The 20,087-nt window shown below is 29.7% G+C and carries 17 protein-coding genes; 5 read left to right on the forward strand and 12 right to left on the reverse strand.

The genetic code is table 11. From position 1 onward, the window contains the following. Positions 1 to 29 precede the first annotated feature (29 nt). From Q0731_RS12085 to Q0731_RS12100, 4 genes are all read right to left on the reverse strand, one after another. Entirely contained in the window at positions 30 to 509 is a 480-nt protein-coding gene (locus tag Q0731_RS12085; RefSeq protein ID WP_299064450.1) for a hypothetical protein, read from the reverse strand. A gap of 42 nt (positions 510 to 551) precedes the next feature. Further along, the gene (gene fabV / locus Q0731_RS12090; protein WP_299064452.1) at positions 552 to 1,739 is read right to left on the reverse strand and encodes an enoyl-ACP reductase FabV; all 1,188 of its coding nucleotides are present in this window, start codon (positions 1,737 to 1,739) and stop codon (positions 552 to 554) included. Between the two features lie 146 nt (positions 1,740 to 1,885). Next, positions 1,886 to 2,845: a phosphoribosylaminoimidazolesuccinocarboxamide synthase gene (locus Q0731_RS12095; protein ID WP_299064454.1), complete on the reverse strand. Its 960-nt coding sequence runs from the start codon at positions 2,843 to 2,845 to the stop codon at positions 1,886 to 1,888. A gap of 80 nt (positions 2,846 to 2,925) precedes the next feature. Then, entirely contained in the window at positions 2,926 to 3,879 is a 954-nt protein-coding gene (locus tag Q0731_RS12100) for a PhoH family protein (protein WP_299064455.1), read from the reverse strand. Positions 3,880 to 4,009: 130 nt separating this feature from the next. Between Q0731_RS12100 and Q0731_RS12105 the strand changes: the two genes are divergently transcribed. The 4 genes from Q0731_RS12105 (at position 4,010) to gldG (ending at position 7,890) form a co-directional block, all read left to right on the forward strand. Next, positions 4,010 to 4,855: an SAM-dependent chlorinase/fluorinase gene (locus Q0731_RS12105; protein WP_299064456.1), complete on the forward strand. Its 846-nt coding sequence runs from the start codon at positions 4,010 to 4,012 to the stop codon at positions 4,853 to 4,855. A 55-nt stretch (positions 4,856 to 4,910) separates the two neighbouring features. Further along, positions 4,911 to 5,444: a GNAT family N-acetyltransferase gene (locus Q0731_RS12110; protein WP_299064458.1), complete on the forward strand. Its 534-nt coding sequence runs from the start codon at positions 4,911 to 4,913 to the stop codon at positions 5,442 to 5,444. A 96-nt stretch (positions 5,445 to 5,540) separates the two neighbouring features. Then, positions 5,541 to 6,257, forward strand: coding sequence for a gliding motility-associated ABC transporter permease subunit GldF (gldF, locus tag Q0731_RS12115; RefSeq protein ID WP_299064460.1), 717 nt, complete (start codon positions 5,541 to 5,543; stop codon positions 6,255 to 6,257). Beyond that, the gene (gene gldG, locus Q0731_RS12120; RefSeq protein ID WP_299064462.1) at positions 6,250 to 7,890 is read left to right on the forward strand and encodes a gliding motility-associated ABC transporter substrate-binding protein GldG; all 1,641 of its coding nucleotides are present in this window, start codon (positions 6,250 to 6,252) and stop codon (positions 7,888 to 7,890) included. Before gldF ends, gldG begins: the two co-directional genes overlap by 8 nt. Positions 7,891 to 7,921: 31 nt before the next feature. On the opposite strand, the gene Q0731_RS12125 is transcribed toward gldG, so the two are convergent. From Q0731_RS12125 to Q0731_RS12160, 8 genes are all read right to left on the reverse strand, one after another. Beyond that, complete coding sequence (locus Q0731_RS12125; protein ID WP_299064463.1) at positions 7,922 to 8,932, reverse strand: GntR family transcriptional regulator; 1,011 nt, start codon at positions 8,930 to 8,932, stop codon at positions 7,922 to 7,924. Between the two features lie 179 nt (positions 8,933 to 9,111). Then, a complete protein-coding gene (locus Q0731_RS12130) occupies positions 9,112 to 9,279 on the reverse strand; it encodes a hypothetical protein (protein ID WP_299064465.1) in 168 nt (55 codons plus the stop codon). Between the two features lie 3 nt (positions 9,280 to 9,282). Then, entirely contained in the window at positions 9,283 to 10,668 is a 1,386-nt protein-coding gene (locus tag Q0731_RS12135) for a hypothetical protein (RefSeq protein WP_299064467.1), read from the reverse strand. A 198-nt stretch (positions 10,669 to 10,866) separates the two neighbouring features. Further along, the gene (locus tag Q0731_RS12140) at positions 10,867 to 12,018 is read right to left on the reverse strand and encodes an alpha-hydroxy acid oxidase (protein ID WP_299064469.1); all 1,152 of its coding nucleotides are present in this window, start codon (positions 12,016 to 12,018) and stop codon (positions 10,867 to 10,869) included. 5 nt (positions 12,019 to 12,023) lie between these two features. After that, positions 12,024 to 13,313 (reverse strand): class II aldolase/adducin family protein, encoded by a 1,290-nt coding sequence (locus Q0731_RS12145; RefSeq protein WP_299064471.1) that lies wholly within the window; start codon positions 13,311 to 13,313, stop codon positions 12,024 to 12,026. A gap of 31 nt (positions 13,314 to 13,344) precedes the next feature. After that, positions 13,345 to 14,721, reverse strand: a complete 1,377-nt coding sequence (locus Q0731_RS12150) for an FGGY family carbohydrate kinase (RefSeq protein WP_299064473.1) — start codon at positions 14,719 to 14,721, stop codon at positions 13,345 to 13,347. A 37-nt stretch (positions 14,722 to 14,758) separates the two neighbouring features. Then, the gene (locus Q0731_RS12155; protein ID WP_299064475.1) at positions 14,759 to 16,039 is read right to left on the reverse strand and encodes a sugar isomerase; all 1,281 of its coding nucleotides are present in this window, start codon (positions 16,037 to 16,039) and stop codon (positions 14,759 to 14,761) included. An 82-nt stretch (positions 16,040 to 16,121) separates the two neighbouring features. Beyond that, entirely contained in the window at positions 16,122 to 18,218 is a 2,097-nt protein-coding gene (locus Q0731_RS12160) for a bifunctional aldolase/short-chain dehydrogenase (RefSeq protein ID WP_299064477.1), read from the reverse strand. A gap of 681 nt (positions 18,219 to 18,899) precedes the next feature. On the opposite strand from Q0731_RS12160, the gene Q0731_RS12165 reads away from it, so the two are divergent. Continuing rightward, positions 18,900 to 19,946, forward strand: coding sequence for a GntR family transcriptional regulator (locus Q0731_RS12165; protein WP_299064479.1), 1,047 nt, complete (start codon positions 18,900 to 18,902; stop codon positions 19,944 to 19,946). Positions 19,947 to 20,087: the final 141 nt, after the last annotated feature.

Consider the following 20,087-nt stretch of genomic DNA (forward strand, 5'->3'; position numbering starts at 1 on the left):
TATTTTTAAATGACTATTCTCTGTGATCTTTATATTTCATTCAATTTTTCTAATTCTAATTGAAAATCGTATTGTAAATCTTCGTGCAATTTTTCCATGGCTTTTTTAGCCATTCTTAACTGCGTATCAAAAACATTTTGCAATTGCACGCTTCTTTTTATTGAAGGTTTAAATTCTCTTAATTTTTTACAGAAATACAATAATAACTCTGCTTCAGTTTCTTTCTTTTTAGAATAGCGAATGTGTTTTTTGATAGAAGTTAAAATTTTTCGAACTGATTTTCTAATATAATAAAAGCTGTAGGTATTAATTGCTGTAAACTGTTCGTCAATTTCTTCTTTTAAAGTTTGAATGTATGCTTCTTCATTATTAGATTCAAACAACAAATAGGTAAGTAACTCTTTATTTTCTTTTTTAAAACGCGCCAAATGCAAACATAACTCCTTTAAATCTGAGGCAGATTTATGAGATAATTCATCTTTAAGTTGTTTTATAGTTACTGCTTTCATTTTAAAATAAAACAAGGGAGCATAGCTCCCTTGTCTAAAAAATTATTTTTCACTAGGCATTTTCACTACTTCATTAACATCTGCTGTATAGTCTACACCAGCAACTTTAAACCCAAAAAGGTTATAAAAATCGTTGCTATACCCTTCTAAATCTCCTATTTCTGATAAATTTTCTGTTGTTGCACTTTCCCAAAGTTTATTTACTTCTGCTTGTACATCTTCCCTCATCTCCCAATCGTCAATTCTAATTCTACCTTTTTCGTCTAAAGAGATATCACCACCAAACAAACGCTCGCTATACAAACGTTGTATTTGCTCAATACAACCTTCATGTATTCCTTTGGCTTTCATTACTTTATACAGCAAAGAAATATATAACGGAATTACAGGAATTGCAGAACTAGCTTGTGTTACCAAAGCTTTATTTACAGAAACATAAGCTTTACCTCCAATAGATTTTAAGGTATCTGTAATAGTAAAAGCTGTTGCTTCTAAATGATCTTTTGCTGCACCAATAGTTCCGTTTCTGTAAACAGGTTTTGTAACATCTGGTCCAATGTAAGAGTAAGCAACTGTTGTTGCTCCATCAGACAATAAGTTTTCTGATTGTAAAGCATCTATCCACATTTTCCAATCTTCTCCACCCATTACTTTTACAGTATTTGCAACATCTTCTCCTTCAGCTGGTTTTATAGAGATTTCTGAGACATTTCCTGTATGAAAATCTACTGTTTTATTAGAAAACTCACCTCCTATTGGTTTTAAAACAGATTTGTATCTATTTCCTGTTGTTGGATCTGTTCTAACAGGTGATGCTAAACTGTAAATAACCAAATCTACCTGACCTAAATCTTCTTTTATTAAGTTGATTACTTGTTCTTTAATTTCATTAGAAAATGCATCACCATTAATGCTTTTTGCATATAAGCCTGCTGCATTTGCATGTTTTTCAAAAGCTGCTGTATTGTAAAAACCTGGAGAACCTGGTCTTCTTTCTGTTCCTGGTTTGTCAAAGAAAACACCAATTGTAGCTGCATCTGATCCAAAAGCACTGGATATTCTTGATGCCAATCCAAACCCTGTTGATGAACCTAATACTAATACTTTTTTAGCTCCATCTATTTTTCCTTTCGATTTTACATATTCTATTTGGTTTATTACGTTTTGTTCACAACCTGTTGGATGAGATGTTAAACAAATAAAGCCTCTTGTTCTTGGTTCTATAATCATTTTATAGTATTTAATTGTTAGTTATTAGTTGTTGGTTAAAAAAAGCTACATTCTAATAACTAACCTTGTTATATTTATCGGTAATTTGTGTTAAAAAAAATCTTATATTATTTTATGAGATTTCTCCTATCGTCGAAATGACAGTGTTATTTTTTATTAGCGTTTAGAAAATTATTCACGTTCTTCTCAATTCTATCTAAAACATTTTCTGTAGCTGCTTTTACAAAAGTTTCTCCAGTAATTTGTTCGTATAATTCTATATATCTGTTAGAAATTTCAAGCACTTTTTCATCGGACATTTCTGGTACTTGCTGATTTTCTTTTCCTTGAAAACCATTTTCTATTAACCATTGTCTTACAAATTCTTTAGACAATTGCCTTTGGGTTTCTCCTTTATCTTGTCTTTCTTGGTAGCCATCAGCATAAAAATAACGAGAAGAATCTGGCGTGTGAATTTCATCAATCAAAACAATTTTACCCTCTTTTGTTTTACCAAATTCGTATTTTGTATCTACTAAAATCAGGCCTCTTTTTGCTGCGATTTCTGTACCTCTTTTAAATAAAGCTCTAGTATAATTTTCTAAAACAATATAATCTGCTTCAGATACAATTCCTTGAGATAAAATAGCCTCTCTAGAAATATCTTCATCATGCTCTCCATTGGCTGCTTTGGTAGATGGAGTTATTAAAGCTTCAGGAAATTTATCGTTTTCTTTTAACCCTTCTGGCATTGCAACGCCACAAAGTGTTCTTTTACCTATTTTATACTCACGAGCTGCATGACCAGACAAATAACCACGAATAACCATTTCTACTTTAAAAGGTTCACACAAATGGCCTACTGCAACGTTTTCATCAGGGTTTGCAACCAACCAATTAGGAACAATATCTGCTGTATCGTTCATCATTTTTGTAGCAATCTGATTCAAAATCTGACCTTTAAACGGAATTTGGCGTGGTAAAACAACATCAAAAGCAGACAATCTATCTGTTGCAATCATTACCAAAAGGTTGTTATTAATATTGTAAACTTCTCTTACTTTACCTATGTAAACAGATTTTTGATTAGGAAATTGAAGATTCGTCGTATTGTTAATTGTATTCATCTTTTTTATTTGATGGATTTGGTTTTTTGTTAGTGGTTGCAAAAATAAACTAAAAACTAGCAACCAAAAACAAAAACCGATTATTCTGTTTCTATACTTTTATATGCACTTATAATTTTTCTTACCAATCTGTGTCTTACCACATCTTTATCATCTAAAAATACTTGTGCAATTCCTTCAATATCTTTTAATGCTAGTAAAGATTCTTTTAAGCCTGAAACTTGTTTTCTAGGCAAATCAATCTGCCCAGGATCGCCAGTAATTATAAATTTTGCACTTTTACCCATTCTTGTTAAAAACATTTTCATTTGATTATGAGTTGTGTTCTGTGCTTCGTCTAAAATAACAAATGCATTGTCTAAAGTTCTACCACGCATAAACGCTAAAGGTGCAATTTGAATCACTCCTTTTTCTATATGAGATTCTAAACGTTCATGAGGTATCATATCTCTTAAAGCATCATATAAAGGTTGCATATAAGGGTCTAACTTCTCTTTTAAATCCCCAGGTAAAAACCCTAAATTTTCTCCAGATTCTACTGCTGGCCTCGTTAAAATAATACGCCTAACTTCTTTTTCCTTTAATGCTTTTACCGCTAAAGCAACTGCTGTATATGTTTTTCCTGTTCCTGCAGGGCCAACAGCAAACAGCATATCATTTTTATTCATTAAAGCAACCATTTTACGCTGGTTTGCTGTTTGGGGTTTTATCAACCTGCCTCCTACTCCATGTACCAAAACTTCTTTAGCGTTAATTGCAGCAGTTGTTTTTTCATCATTTCCATTAGATGTTAAAATGCGTTCTATACTATTATCATCTAGCTTATTATAGGTATTAAAGTACTTGATTAAACGTTCTAAACGTATTTCAAAGTCATCTAAAATATCTGACTCTCCATAAATTTTTAATTTAGATCCACGAGCAACAATTTTAATTTTAGGAAAATATTTTTTTAATTGCTCAATGGTACTGTTTTGAGTTCCAAAAAAGTCTTTTGGATTAATTTCTGTAAGCTCTATAATGCGTTCGTTCAAATGATTAATGTTTTTAAAAAAAATTCCACTTATATTTCAATTAAAAATAGCGAATAAAATTGTTAAATTGATTAGATTTGTATGAAATAATTAATAACTTTTACACAATTAATTAACAGCAGTAAAACTAATGCCTCTTATAACTTTAACCACAGATTTTGGAACAAAAGACCACTTTGTAGGGGCGCTTAAAGGGGCAATCTATTCTGAATTTTCTGATGCTAGAATTGTAGATATTACGCATGAAATACCTCCTTTTAACATTACAGAAACTGCATATATTTTAAAAAATTCTTACAAGAGTTTTCCTGATGGAACTATTCATATAGTTGGTGTCGATTCAGAATTATGCCCAGACAATAAACATATTGCCATAGAATTAGACAATCACTTTTTTGTTTGCCCTGATAATGGTATTATTTCTATGATTGCATCAGAAATTAAACCGACTAAAATTTTTGAAATAAATGTTCATGATCGTGTAGAAAGCAGTTTTCCTGTATTAGATGTTTTTGTACAAGTTGCTTGTTTTATTGCTAGAGGTGGAAATTTAAATGTAATTGGTAAAGAAATTCAAACATTAAAAAAAATGATTGAAATTCAACCAAAAGTAAATGAAGCTAAAAACCAAATTACTGGTGGCGTAGTTTATGTTGATAATTATGGAAACGTAATAACGAACATCAGTAAAAAAATGTTTGAAAAAATTGGCAAAAGACGTAGTTTTAAAATTACTGCAAAACGATATACTTTTATTAAAATCTTTGCAAAATACAATGAAATTACTGGCAATAGTACACATGATAGTAGACAATATGAAGGTAGTAAATTAGCTATTTTTAATGCTGGTGGTTATTTAGAAATTGCTATTTACAGAAGTAATTTAGATTCTGTTGGAGGTGCATCTACCCTTTTAGGATTGAATTACAGAGATTCTATTACAATAGATTTTATGAGTGACAATAATGCATCTTAACAAATTTTTTCTTACTATAAATCAACAAAAAACAACAAAAAGTTTACAATAAATAATGAATTTCAATTTTACTCCATTTCCTGTTTTAGAAACAGAAAGATTAACATTAAGGGCATTAAACTTAAACGATGCAAAAGCAATTTTTGGTTTAAGAACCAATAAAGAAGTAAACGAATTTATCGACAGAAAAACACCAAAAAATCTTTCGGAAGCAAGAGCTTTTATTGATTTAATTACCAATAATACTTTAAATAACAAAGGTGTTTTTTGGGTATTAGAATCAAAAAGTAATCATTTATTAATAGGAACTATAGGTTTACGTAATTTTGAAGATGAAGAAAATTATGCCGAAGTTAGTTACGAAACGCATCCAGATTTTCAACAAAGTGGATTTATGGATGAAGCTTTACAAGCAATTATTAATTATGCATTTGAAAATTTAGACCTAAAAACCATTGAAGCTTTTACGCATAAAAATAATGACGCTTCTATTGCGTTATTAGAAAAATATAATTTTGTTTTAGATCCTGAAAGAAAAGAAGAAGGCTTTGAAAACAATAATAGTTATAGGTTAGCTGTTAGCTGTTAGCTGTTAGCTGTTAGCAAAAATAAAAAACGAGAAACAAACAAGGTAATTATAGAAAGTTTTTAACCCTACAACTAATTAAAAAACTATAGTAACACATTGATTTCCATATTAAAAAAAGAATTTAACTCATTTTTTGCAAGTCCAATTGCTTATTTAGTGATTGGTGTTTTCTTGTTGATGAATGGTTTATTTTTATGGGTTTTTAAAGATGATTTTAATATTTTAAATACAGGTTTTGCAGATTTAAATCCTTTTTTTTATTTAGCTCCTTGGCTGCTGCTATTTTTAATCCCTGCAATAACCATGAAAAGTTTTGCAGATGAATTTAACAAAGGCACCATAGAACTCTTAAAAACAAAGCCAATTTCTAATTGGCAAATTGTATTAGGTAAATTCACTGCATCTCTACTTTTAGTATTTATTGCTTTACTACCTACCTTAACTTATGCTTATACAGTTTATCAATTAGGAAATCCTGTTGGAAACATTGATTTTGGAAGCACTATTGGCTCTTATATTGGTTTGTTATTTTTGGCTGCCACTTATACCTCTATTGGCTTGTTTACATCTACACTTTCTAATAACCAAATTGTGGCATTTTTATTAGGTATTTTCATTATCTTCTTTTTATTCTATGGTTTTGACGCTATTTCTAATTCTTTTGACAACAATTTAATCCTTAAAAAAATAGGAATTAACGAACATTTTAAAAGTATTTCTAGAGGTGTAATTGACACTAGAGATATTCTATATTTTTTAAGTATTACAATTTTCTTTTTATTCATCACTAAAATGCGTTTAGATAATGAATAAGAAAATAAAAAATACAGCTATTTTATTAATTGGATTGATAATGCTAAACATTATCAATCAATCATTTTACAAACGTTTAGATTTAACTTCTGATAAACGTTACACACTCTCTAAAACAACTAAAAACATCGTTGATAAAGTTGATCAATTTCTATTTATTACCGTTTATTTAGAAGGCGATTTTCCATCAGAATTTAAAAGACTACAAATAGAAACACGTCAGTATTTAGAAGAATTAGCAGCAGAAAACTCAAATATCAAAATTAATTTTGAAATACCAGATAATCAACGAGAAGATTTAATTAAACGAGGCATGTTACCAAGCCAATTAACTGTTGAAGAAGAAGGTAAACTTTCTGAAGCCATTATTTTTCCTTGGGCAGAAGTGTCTTATGGAAAAAAAACAACGCTTGTTTCTCTATTACCAAATGCAATTGTTGCATCGCAAGATGAACAATTACAAAAAGCTATTGAAAATTTAGAATATAGTTTTTCTAATGCGATTAATACCATCACTCAAAAAAAACAAAAAAAGGTTGCCATAATTGCTGGTAATGGTCAATTAGCAGACATTTATCAATATAGTTTTTTAAGTGAAGTTGCTAAAAAATATAAATTAGCAAAGTTTACGCTAGATTCTGTAGCTACAAATCCACAACAAACATTACAAGATTTATCTTCTTTTGATTTAGCAATTATTGCTAAACCGACTCAAAAATTCTCAGAAAAAGAAAAATTTACTTTAGATCAGTTTATTGTTAATGGAGGAAAAACGTTGTGGACGATAGACAATGTGCAAGCAGACCAAGACAGCTTGTTTAATGATGGTAAAATGTTGGCTTATCCAAGAGATTTAAATATAACCGATTTATTATTTTCTTACGGAATTAGAATCAATACTACTTTAATTAAAGACTTATATGCAGCCAAAATACCTTTAGCTACTGGTAAAGTGGGTAATCAAACGCAGTTTAAAAATTTAGACTGGTTTTTTCATCCAATGGTTGGTGGCAATCGTAATCATGCAATTACAAAAAACATTACTCCTGTAAGATTACAGTTTGCAAATCAAATAGATACTTTAAAAAATAACATTAAAAAAACCCCCTTATTGTTGAGTTCTGTATTGACTAAAAAAGTAGGTACACCAACTATAATTGAACTACAATCTATTGCAGAAGAAGTTGTTGAAGAAGATTACAAAAGCGGAAATCAATTATTTGCTGTTTTATTAGAAGGCGATTTTAAATCTGCTTATAAAAACCGTGTAAAACCTTTTGAAACAAAACTTTTTAAAGAAAATGCAATTAATAATAAAATGGTGGTTATTTCTGATGGAGATATTGGCAAAAATCAGATTTTAAAAAAACAACCTTTTGATTTAAATAGAGACAAATGGACCAACCAACAATTTGGAAATAAAGATTTTCTAGTAAACACTGTTGATTATTTATTAGATGATGTTGGCTTGATTAAGTTAAGAAACAAAAGTTTAAAAATTAAAACTTTAAATAAACAAAAAGCATTTAAAGAAAGAACTTACTGGCAATTTTTAAATATTATTTTACCACTAATTTTGTTATTTGGATTTGGGTTTGTATTCAACTATTTAAGAAAAAGAAAGTATAGCTAACTAAATTTATTAATAGACTATTAATAAATTATTATAACGAGCCTCTTAAAATAAGCTTTGTTGGCAAATAAGACTGCATACTTTTATTATTAATTATAAACTCAGCAGCTTTTGCTCCTAAATCTTTAAAATCTGTAGTAACTACAGAGATACCTTTATTAATAAACTTTTTTGATGGAGTTTCATTGTAAGATAAAATTCCTACATCTTTACCTGGTTCTAGGTTTAATAAACTACATTGATCTAAAAACTCAAAAAGCATCCTGTCACTAACACTAATATAGGCAACACCTTTCTGCACCATTAGTTGTTTAGAATTCTTTATAATACCATTTTTAAAACCATAAGTTTTACAAAATTTTTCAAAATATCTAAGACTTTCCTTTGGGTGATATGTAAACTCTGGATAAATAAAATAAATAGCTTCATATTTCTTAAATAAATGCAGAGCATCCTCTAAAGATTCATAAAATGATTTTCCAAAGTTTTGAAATACATAATTACTTTTACTTTTTACATTAATATTCCAATCTAACAACAATAAATTACTTTCTTCAATTTTCGATAAAGCCTTTGCAACTCCTGGATGATCGAAACCTGTTACTATAAATTTGTAATACTCACTATTACTTGCATTCAACATTAACTCAAAATTCTTAATATTATAATGATGAAATTGTAAATCTATAGTAATATTATTTGGCAAATTATTTAATATTGAATGATATAAAACTTCTTTATAAGCCTTAAACGTACTCATCAATAAAAGAATTTTAATTCTATTTTCTGAAACAAAATACCCTTTATTTGGCACGGACTTAATAATTCCGTTATTCTTTAAAATCGAGTAAGCTTTAAAAACAGTATCTCTAGAAACCTTATACGTTTCACTAAAACTATTCACTGAAGGAATAGGGTCACCTATTTTAAGTACACTCGTATTTATGGCGTTATTGATAGTGTTTACTATTTGATTATATTTTGTAATATATGGGTTATTTACAAAATTAAATTTAGATTTTTCATTATCAATGACTTCCATAGTTTATGTGCTTATAATTTATTCATTAGATAAAATATATTAAAGATGATGGATTAAACTCTTTTCAATGAATATCTAAAAACTAAAAGTTAGTATTTATCAAAAGAAATATTCAAAAGCAATAATAGCTTAAAAGGAAATAAAAATAAATCATTATCTAAAATGAAACTTACCTATAATTATTCTTCTTTTAACCAAAAAGGTGTAACAACAAACCATAGAATTGTTCCTATTAGCATTGATATTTTTACATTATCCACCTCCATTGAGCCTAAAAATGAAAGTATACTTACTAACAATATTAAAACTCCTATTGCCAAACCACTAATTAATTTTAGCATTTTCATAATTTAAGATTTTTTAAGTTTCATAATAAATACATACAATAAACTAGATGCAATCCAACAAGGTATAACTGCATAGGCAGGAAATAAACCTTTAGCAAAGATAAAGTATAAGCCCAAAGCTACAGGAAGTAGCCAAGCCAATAAAACAGCTATATTAAAATTAGCTCCTTTATTATCTGCATAATCCTGTGTAAAATTCATTTTTTTTGCAAGGTAATGATTCACAAAAATTACCCCACCCATTGGTCCTAAAATAGTACCATACAAACCTACAAAATCTAATAATTTACCAGACAGTGCAGGAAAAATACCTGCTGCAGTTGCAATTAATCCTGCAAGAATTACACCTGAATATTTTTTTGCACTTGAAGGAAACAAACTTTGAAAAGCAAGACCAGCTCTATAAATGGTAGGGTTGGCAGTTGTCCAACCTGCTACAATAACACAGATAATACCTGTCCAACCTACAGCACTCCAAGCTAAAGCTCCTGGATTTGCAGAAATATCGCCTGTTAATTTAATTTGTGCAGCTAACATAAAAGAAGCACAAATCCAAGCCATATAATGACCTAAAAACATTCCTATAGATGGTCCCCAACCTGCACGAGTATCTTTAGCAAAACGCATAATTGATAAATCTGCCATACCAAAATGCATCGCTGCATTACATAGCCATGAAAAAATTACAATTTTCCAAAAACCAAAATCAGCTTTACCATTAATAGACTGCACTACATCTATTCCTTTGTCCCATTCTGCAAATAAACTATCCCAAGAATTAACCTCCATTTGAGTAAGAGCAGACAATCCACAAGCTGCAAAAACAATAATCATCCAAGGAGCAGCAATATTAGCAAATTTAGAAACTGTGTTATAACCAGCTGCAGCAACAATAGCCATTATTAAACCAACTATAATAACAATTCCAGAAAAGGCAGGACTGCTTAATCCAAAAACATCATCAGGTACAGAAAAACTAATACCAAAAGGAATTCCTACAGCACTAGCAGAAACAGTAATCATAGCACCTGCTAAAAAGCAAAAGAGTACTCCATTTACTACATTGTAAATTTTCACCAAATGCTTACCAGCAATTTTTTCTAATTGATAATATAAAGTTAGTTTGTTAGATACAGCTATTGGAGCAACTATATATCTCCAAGTTAGAATTGCTAAAATATTACCTAGCAATAATCCTATGGCTAAATCTTTTAAACTGGCTCCAGCAGCTAAAAACAAGGGACCAATCATAAATTCAGTACCAGCTGCATGTTCACCTGCATACATTCCTAAAAAAGATTTCCACCCTTTTAACTTTGAAGAAGGTACAGGCGTTCTTTCAAACTCCCCACCACCTATTTCTTCTATTTCAACTGCTGTATCGCTCATTATCTAATTGGTTTGTATTTAAAAATATGTTAATTTTAATTTAACTTTCCGAAAATATATTTTTAACAATAGGTTTCTATCCTGTACTGTATGGTAAGACTACAAAATAGTATTCTAAATAAGAGTTTCACTAATTCTAAAAAAACAAAAGACTCAACAAAAATTGTTGAGTCTTAATAAATTATATACTTGTTTTGGTTAAATTTTAATCAAGTGATCTGGAAAGTCTTCAATACGTTCACAACAAATTTGTTCCATTACTTGTTGTAATTCTGTTTTTAGTAATGAAATGGTATGATTTCCTCCTTTATTTCCTAAAGCAGAAACACCATACATAAAAGAACGGCCCATAAAAGTAAACTTTGCACCAGAAGCCATTGCTCTTGCAACATCTACTCCAGATCTTATTCCACTATCCATCATTACTTCTATTTGGTCACCATACTTTTCTGCAATAGAAGCCAATGGTTTTATAGATGATTCTCCTGCGTCTAACTGTCTACCTCCATGATTAGAAACAATGATACCATCTAGACCTAAACGAATTGCTTGTTCTGCATCATAATGAGAAGCAACACCTTTTAAAACGATTTTACCCTTCCACATATCGCGAATTGGCTTTATTTTTTCTTCATTTAATCGTCCAGAAAAAGTTTCGTCCATAAATTTACCTAATTGCTTTAAGTCTAAATTTTTAGGCATATAAGGTAAAAGATTTGCAAAACCAGGAATACCATGCTTTAGGGTTTGTAAGCTCCAATGTGGTCGTCCAAAAGCCTGTAAAATATTTGTTACATTCATTTTTGGTGGCATTGCCAAACCATTTCTAATATCTCTTGGTCTATGACCAAAACTTGGTACATCACATAAAATAACTAACACAGGGCATTCTGCTGCTGCAGCTCTTTTTATAATATCGTCTCTTAGCTCATCTTTTGCAGGATGATATAGTTGAAACCAAGCCTTACCTTCTGTTAATTCTGCAACACGTTCTATACTAGATGTTGTTACAGTACTTAAAATAAAAGGAATGTTTTGTTCAAAAGCAGCTTTTGCTAAAATTTCTGGCGAGTTTGGCCACATTAAACCTTGCAAACCTACAGGTGCAACTCCAAAAGGAGCATCATACTCAATACCAAATAATTTTGTTTTGGTTGATGAACCTCCGTGATTTCTTAAATAGTTTGGTTTTAATTGTACCTCCCTTAATTCTGATGTATTTCTAATAATATTTACATCTTCATTACATCCTCCATCTAAATATTCGAATGCAAATTTTGGTATTTTCTTTTGAGCTTTATTTCTCAAATCGTCTATCGATGGATAACGAGTATCAAACTTCTTTGTCATATTTTTTATGCTAAAAATTTCTTTCTTAATTCTTCAACCTGCTCATCATTAATAGGTTCCATTTGTCCTAGAGAATGCCCTAAAACAATAGATTTTGCACTAAACTCAGCTACTTCTAAATAATCAAAAGTTTGTAATAATTTATCTCCTGTAATAATTACAGAATCGTTTTCTATAATTAATGCAGTAGCACAATTGTCTACAATTTCTGAGTTGTTGCTAGTTCTAAAATGGTGACCATATTCTACAATATTAATATCCTGCAAGAAAATCCAACTTTCTGGTATCGTTCTTACATTTAAATATTCTCCAGTAACACCAAAAGCCATTAAATATGGAGATTGGGTCATTATTATAGAGTTTACATTTGGATTACGATTGTAAATTTCTTGATGAATCCAAGCTGCCCTACTTGGTAGTTTTCCTGCCTCTCTGTGTTCATCTTTAATTTGTACAATATCATCTACGCTAATATCCCAACGATTTACACCTGTAGGTGTAATTAAAAAGTCATTATCTTTCCATCTCATAGAAACGGTTCCGTAAGAACTAATCATTAATCCTTGCTCACAAGAACGTTTTACAATATTACAAATTTCTAATCTTTTTTCTACTTCGTCTGATGAATATTTCGTTTCATTCATCTCTGGTAAAACACCTGTTGCTTGTGCTTCAAATTGATCTATTTGATGGTCTGTTAAATATTTAGGTGTACCTATTTGAGAACCATATAAAATAGTACTTGCACAAAATTCTAATGCTTCAAAACGTTCATAAGCATCTGTTAAATCACTACCACCCAAAACAGTTCCGTGATTTTCCATAATAATAGCTTTGAATCCTTTTTTAAATTCATCTGCAATAACAGTTCCTAACTCTTCACTTCCTGGTATTTCATATTTGGCATAACCAATAGGTCCACAAATATGTTTTGCTTGAGAAATGATATTAGTATTTGGTATTTGACGTACAATACTAAACGAGACTAGTGCTGGTGGATGTGCATGTATTACAGATTTAATATCGGGTCTAGATTCATAAATTGCTTTGTGAAACGGAAACTCTGAAGATGGTTTGTGTTTACCAATAATGGTTCCATCTTTTTTAACACAAATAATATCAGAAGCTCTTAAAGAACCCTTATCAACAGCAGAAGGTGTTACCCATATATCTCCTTTTTCATCAATAATAGAAATATTACCACCAGAAGTTGTAGTCATTCCTCTTTTATAAATTCTACTAATTACTTCTGTAATTTGATTTCTTGGATGAATTAATTTTATGTTCTTAGACATAACAATCTATTTAAAATGTTATACTATTTATTTACCCTCCAATAATAAAAGGCACATGTTTTTTTAGTGAATAATTCTTTTTTAAGAATTTTGAATTTAATTTAGAGTCTGAAATGGCAATTGCTGCTCCTAAAGCTGAACCTAAAGAGGCTTTTGTTGTTCTTAACTTCATCCCTCTTAAATAATGAGATAATAATTTTATATACAAATCATTATCAGAAAAACCTCCATCTACATACAATCTATCTATTTCTTGTGTATCTGCAATTCTTTTAATTCCCTGTACTTGTAATTGTACCAATTCTATCATTAAATGATGATAAGCATGCTCAAATGAATTGTAAGAATATGACGTTTTACTCGGCATATTTTTATCTGAAAAAGACTCCCATTTAAAAGCATATTGAAAATCTTGTATAATTGCTGAGTACGCTTCATAATCAAACTGAACCGTTTTATGATAATCTTTATCAACCTTAAACTTTTCAGACATTTTTTGAGCTTGAATTTGATATTCATTCCCTAAAAATAAACGTGAAGATTTTACAGGCTTACCATTAATACGCATGTAATTGATACAACCTGCTGCTGTTTCTTCTGTAGTTAAAGGTACATCAGAAAAAGGATTTAAAGCAATGGACCAAGTACCTGTTGAAACTAATACAAATGGTTTTTTTACACTTCTTACATAAGGTAAAAGAGCTGATGAACTGTCATGAATTCCTACACCAATCTTAATTCTTGTACCATTGTAATTCATATTTACACTAGTTTCCGTTGAAACTATTGGAGGTAAAATTTTATGAATTTCTTCTTCATACACCCAGTTGTGATAATCTTTGGCTTCATAATTCCATAAAGAAGTATGGCAACCAATACTTGTATATTCACTAAAAGGGATTCCTGTAAAGATGTAACTTAAATATTGTGGCAAATGCAACGAATATTTAATCTTTTTAAAAATCTCTGGTTTGGTGTGCTTTATCCAATACAGTTGCATTCCTGAGTTTAGTAAACCAGATTTTGGCGAACCTGTAGTTCTGGTTAATTCTAATTCAGGACCATACTTTTTATAAAAATTGTCTGAAAGAGATGCATCAATTTCTTTAGTATAATTATACAAAGGCGTTAATACATCTCCATTCTCATCTAAATGAACAAAACTTGCTCCATAAGTAGAAAAGTTAATCGCTTTTATAGTATATTTTTCACTTTCTAATATACGATTAAAAATTTCCTTTAGCCAAGTTTGTAAGGCTGCTAAGTTTTCTGTTGGATACCCATCTTCATCCTCAATCTCATCAAAAGAAGCATATTCTCTGTATACTTCTTTATAATTTTTATCAAATAGAAAAACTTTTTTATTTGTTTTTCCGATGTCGAAAATTGCAGTTACTTTTTGTTTCATAAAATATATTTGACAAGAGGTTTAAACCTCGTACTTTTTAAAGACCTGTTGCTATCGTATTTCTTCCTCTTTCTTTGATTAAACCCTCTCTTACAGCTAAATTTCTATAACTTTGAATTGGGTTAATTGCACCACCCGTTTTTAATCTTGCTGCAGCTAACAAAGGTCTCACATCTGTTCTGTAGGCACCTTGTAATATTTCTTGACATTTAGTAACATCATTCTCTAACTGTGCAGTTCTTAGTGCTTTTTGATCTATTAATAATGCTTTTGCATACGCTTCTTGTATCGCTTCTAAAGATTGAATTAAATCTTCTAAAGGATCTTTAATGTTATGACTTGCATCAATCATCCATGCTAAATCTGGGTTTTGAGGATTGTTTTCCATTCCATACACCAACTCATTAAAAATTAAGAACAATGCATAAGGTTTGATGCTTCCAACTGTTAAATCATCATCTCCATATTTACTATCGTTAAAGTGAAAACCACCTAACTTCCCTTTTAATTGTAAAATTGATACAATTTGCTCAATGTTAGAGTTTGGTAAATGGTGTCCTAAATCTACTAATGTAAACGCTTTTTCTCCACAACCATTTGCTAACATTAAAGAAGCACCCCAGTCTTGTATTACTGTACTATAAAAGTTTGGTTCATATGGTTTGTATTCGATCAATAATTTCCAATCTTCTGGTAAACCTGCATAAATATCAATTAAACTATTTTGGGTGTTTTGAAATGCGGTTTGAAAATTATTCTGACCAGGAAATGAAGATCCATCTGCCAACCAAACTGTTAAACTTTTAGAGCCTAATTTGTCTCCAATATTAATTACATCTAAATTGTGCTGAATGGCTTGATCTCTTACTGCCTGGCTTGTATTACTTAAAGAACCAAATTTATAACTTTCTTTTGCATTTTTTTGATCTTGAAACGTATTTGAGTTTACAGAATCAAATTTAATATTTAAAGCATCTGCTTGTTGTTTAATTGCAGCATAATCTGAAGGAATATCCCAAGGAATATGTAAAGAAACAGCTCCTGCAGTTTGTGTTAAACTATGTAAAATACCTACATCATCTATTTTCTGCTCTAATGTTGATGGTTCTCCGTAAAAGGAAAAACGTCCAAAACGTGTACCTCCTGCTCCTAAAGCCCAACTTGGAATCGCTACTTGAAATTTTGATAATTTTGATACAATTGCATCTACATCATGACCTTGAGATGTTAATGAATCTGCTAAAAAATTATAACTATTATTTTGAGAAGCCAATCCTTTTTTATTATCGTCTTCTATATGTTGTTTGGTTAATTTCATAAATTCTGTTTTAAAAATAAAAAACTTCCATAAAATTTTTATGCTCTATGGAAGTTTTAAAAATAATATAATTTTGATGTACTTATCTTACAAATGCATTAGCCATTCCACCATCAACATTTAAAATGTTCCCTGTAGATTTATCTAATAAACCAACAAAAGTAAACACTCCATTAGCAATATCTGCTGGTGTAATGATTTCGTTTAGTAAATTTCTTTTTGCATAAAATGCTGGTAATTCTTCAACAGTAATTCCGTTGGCTTTTGCTCTTCCTTCTGCCCAAGCACCTTCCCAAATTTTACTTCCTACAATAACTCCATCAGGATTTACTGTATTTACTCTTACTTTATCTTTTGCTAATTCAGCAGCTAATAAACGAGCCATGTGTTGTTGAGATGCTTTTGCAGTACCATAAGCAACATTATTAGGCCCAGCTACTAAACCGTTTTTACTTGCAATAGAGATAAAGTTACCTCCTAATTTTTGTTTACGAGTAATTGCAGAGAACTGTTTTGCCAAATCAAACTGTCCTTTTACTAAAATATTTTGTAAAATATTCCAATCTTTATCAGTAGTATCTTCTAAAGGTTTAGAAATTGCTAATCCTGCACTGTGTACAACAATATCTAACCCACCAAACTCAACACATGCTTTATTATAAGCAGATGCAATAGATTCTGGACTTGTTACATCACAAATAGCATAGGTAGAAACATCTCTTTTATAAGTAGCATGTGCTTCTATCAAGCTTTGCTCATTAATATCTGTTAAAACAACTGTAGCTCCTTCTGCTGCTAATTTATCTGCAATGGCTTTACCAATTCCTCCTCCAGCTCCAGTAACTAACGCTACTTTTCTAGATAATGGCTGCTCTTTTGGCATACGCTGTAACTTAGCTTCTTCTAATAACCAGTACTCAATATCAAAAGCTTCTTGTCTTGGTAAAGATGTGTATGAAGTAATTGCTTCTGCACCTCTCATCACATTAATTGCATTGGTATAAAACTCATTAGCAACTCTTGTAGTTTGCTTGTTTTTTGCAAAACTAAACATACCAATTCCCGGATATATAATAATTACTGGATTTGCATCTCTAATTGCTGGACTACTATCATTTTTACAAGTATTATAGTAATCAACATATTCTTGTCTGTATGCTTCAAATGCTGGTTCTAACTTCGCAAGAATTGCATCAGTATCAGTTAAATCTTCGTTTTTATCTAATGATAAAACTAAAGGTTGAATTTTTGTTCTTAAAAAATGATCTGGACAAGAAGTTCCCATAGGAGCTAATCTTTCTAAATCATTACTGTTAATATATTCTAAAACAACATCAGTATCAGAGAAATGACCTATCATTCCGTTTTCTGAAGAACATAAACCTCTTAATAAAGGCATAATTTGTGCTGCTTTTTCTTGACGTTCATCAGCTGGTAAGCTCTCTACTTTTTGCCCGCCAAAAACCTGACCATTTTCTTTTATTTTTTTCTCAATAAACTCAGAAGCCATTTCAATTACTTCTAAACTATTCATGTAAGACTCATAAGATGTATCTCCCCAAGTAAATAAACCGTGAGAACCTAAAACGATTCCTCTAATTCCTGGGTTATCTGCTAAACATTTTTCTAACATTAATCCCAATTCAAATCCTGGCTTTTTCCAAGGCACCCAACCCATAGTGTCTCCCCAAATTTCTTTGGTTACTTTTTCACTATCTTCTGCTGCTGCAACTGCAATTAAAGCATCTGGATGTAAGTGATCTATATGTGCAAAAGGCAATAAACCATGTAAAGGTGTGTCAATTGAAGGTGCTTTACTATCTAAATCATAAATACAGTGGTTAAACAAACCAACCATTCTGTCTTCATCTTCTAAACCTCCATAAACATTTTTTAAATCACGTAACCTGCTTGTATACAAACCTGCAATCCCTGCTCTATCTAAAGTTCCAATATCTCCACCAGATCCTTTTACCCACATTACTTCAACCTCTTCATTGGTTAAAGGGTCTTTTTCTATAGTTTTACAACTTGTGTTTCCACCACCATAATTTGTGATGCGTAAATCTGCTCCTAAAATATTAGAACGGTATAAAAATAAAGCTACTTGGTCATCCCCTAAAGCATCAGCTTTTTTCTGATCCCATAAATAATCTACGTATTTAAATGTCTTTGTCATTTCTTTAATATTGCTGTTAAAATAAATAATTAGTCCAAAAGTACATTTCAAAGCAAACTTTTGTATCCTGTACAATGTGGTAAAAGATCTTTTTTTTTGATTTCAAATTAAATCTTAATTTCTATAAAATTTATCTAACTTTTTATCAATCATTTTTTAACTGTAATATTCACATATACATTATTCACTAAATGATTATTAACTCTAAAGGCTTAGTATAAAAATATTAATCAAATAAAATTATTATGTCTACAGTTCTTAAGTTTATTAACTCTAAATTACCAACAAATAGTTAAGTTTTATTATTTTTAATTATATCTTCAGAAAAATAAAAAACTAGCTTTAATAAACAATTTGAATAAGCTATCTTACTGATTTAAAGTCACTTTAAGGAAATATTTTCGATCTATTAAATGAATTAGAGAACCATAATACTTAATAAAAAAAGATTTTTAAATTGAAAGTAAGTATTCTATTGATTATAATTAAATATAGGTTAATACAAAATAGAAATTTACGATTCTTTCTTATAATAATTTCGCATAAATTATCATATAGTTATAAATACATCATTCTAAAACCTGTTTATTTTAAAATTTATAAAACAAATAGAAAAAAGATTTTTTTATTTAACTCTTTTTATTAATAAAAAGTTTTACATTTATTTTTTAATATTTAATGATGGATTTAATTAAACATATAAGAATTGATAAAGATTCTAGGGTACCTAAATACCAACAGATTATTGATTCAATAATCCAAAACATTTCTGTTGGAAATTTATCTATAGATCAAAAAATTCCTTCTATAAATATGTTTAGTGAAGAATTTTATCTTTCTAGAGATACTGTAGAAAAAGCATATAGCATTTTAAAAGAACGAAATATTATAACTTCTATTCGTGGAAAAGGATTTTATATTTCTAGAACAAAGTTAATATCTAAAGTTAATATTCTATTCTTAGTAAATAAGTTAAGTTCTTACAAAATGGAAATTTACAATCACTTTGTAAATAAAATTGGTGCAAATTCCCATACAGACTTACATATATACCACTGTGATGAGACTTTATTTTTAAATTTATTAGATAAAAATAAATCTGCTTATGATTATTATGTAATTATGCCGCATTTTAAAACAGAACAATTAAATCATATCAGTTTTACAGATCAAGTAATAAAAGCTATAAAAAAAATACCAAAAGAAAAATTGGTAGTCTTAGATAATATTAAACCTATAACAGGTGTAAAAAGTATAGAAATTTATCAAGATTTTGAAAATGATATTTATTTTGCCTTAAAAGAGGGACTTACTAAAATAAAAAACTATAAAAAAATTATACTTATTTACCCTAACAAATCTGTTTATCCATATCCCAGAAGAATATTACATGGGTTTAGAAAGTTTTGTGTTGAGTATAAATTAGACTTTGAAATACTAAATGAAGTATATGGTGATATGGTTTTAAAAACAGGCGACTTATTTATTACCATTGAAGAATCTGACTTGGTAAACTTAGTAAAACAAGCTAGAGAAGATGAATATATTTTAGGGAAAGATATTGGTGTTATTTCATACAACGATACTCCTTTAAAAGAATTACTAGGAATTACAGTAATGTCTACAGATTTTAAAGTGATGGGAGAAATGGCAGCAACTATGATTTTAAATAACGAAAAAGGAAAATTTAAAGTTCCTTTTAATTTTATTGAAAGAGAATCTTTGTAATATCTTTTTATTTGAATACTTTATAAACTTTTACAATTATCTTATATCCTTAATTTTGTAAGTAGGCACTTTCAGAAGTAAATAAACACTTGTTTATCAATTAAATAAGTTGTATTTTAGATAAAATCAAACCCCGAAAAT

Source organism: uncultured Polaribacter sp., assembly GCF_947497695.1.
In the GTDB taxonomy this organism is placed as follows: Bacteria; Bacteroidota; Bacteroidia; order Flavobacteriales; family Flavobacteriaceae; genus Polaribacter.

What these genes read in the sequence shown, in the direction of transcription:
- Q0731_RS12135 (WP_299064467.1), bottom strand. Translation starts at nt 10,668, where the DNA reads ATGAGCGATACAGCAGTTGAAATAGAAGAAATAGGTGGTGGGGAGTTT.
- Q0731_RS12145 (WP_299064471.1), bottom strand. Translation starts at nt 13,313, where the DNA reads ATGTCTAAGAACATAAAATTAATTCATCCAAGAAATCAAATTACAGAA.
- Q0731_RS12125 (WP_299064463.1), bottom strand. Translation starts at nt 8,932, where the DNA reads ATGGAAGTCATTGATAATGAAAAATCTAAATTTAATTTTGTAAATAAC.
- gldG (WP_299064462.1), top strand. Translation starts at nt 6,250, where the DNA reads ATGAATAAGAAAATAAAAAATACAGCTATTTTATTAATTGGATTGATA.
- Q0731_RS12110 (WP_299064458.1), top strand. Translation starts at nt 4,911, where the DNA reads ATGAATTTCAATTTTACTCCATTTCCTGTTTTAGAAACAGAAAGATTA.
- Q0731_RS12095 (WP_299064454.1), bottom strand. Translation starts at nt 2,845, where the DNA reads ATGAATACAATTAACAATACGACGAATCTTCAATTTCCTAATCAAAAA.
- Q0731_RS12165 (WP_299064479.1), top strand. Translation starts at nt 18,900, where the DNA reads ATGGATTTAATTAAACATATAAGAATTGATAAAGATTCTAGGGTACCT.
- Q0731_RS12155 (WP_299064475.1), bottom strand. Translation starts at nt 16,039, where the DNA reads ATGAAATTAACCAAACAACATATAGAAGACGATAATAAAAAAGGATTG.
- fabV (WP_299064452.1), bottom strand. Translation starts at nt 1,739, where the DNA reads ATGATTATAGAACCAAGAACAAGAGGCTTTATTTGTTTAACATCTCAT.
- Q0731_RS12105 (WP_299064456.1), top strand. Translation starts at nt 4,010, where the DNA reads ATGCCTCTTATAACTTTAACCACAGATTTTGGAACAAAAGACCACTTT.
- Q0731_RS12140 (WP_299064469.1), bottom strand. Translation starts at nt 12,018, where the DNA reads ATGACAAAGAAGTTTGATACTCGTTATCCATCGATAGACGATTTGAGA.
- Q0731_RS12085 (WP_299064450.1), bottom strand. Translation starts at nt 509, where the DNA reads ATGAAAGCAGTAACTATAAAACAACTTAAAGATGAATTATCTCATAAA.
- Q0731_RS12160 (WP_299064477.1), bottom strand. Translation starts at nt 18,218, where the DNA reads ATGACAAAGACATTTAAATACGTAGATTATTTATGGGATCAGAAAAAA.
- Q0731_RS12150 (WP_299064473.1), bottom strand. Translation starts at nt 14,721, where the DNA reads ATGAAACAAAAAGTAACTGCAATTTTCGACATCGGAAAAACAAATAAA.
- Q0731_RS12130 (WP_299064465.1), bottom strand. Translation starts at nt 9,279, where the DNA reads ATGAAAATGCTAAAATTAATTAGTGGTTTGGCAATAGGAGTTTTAATA.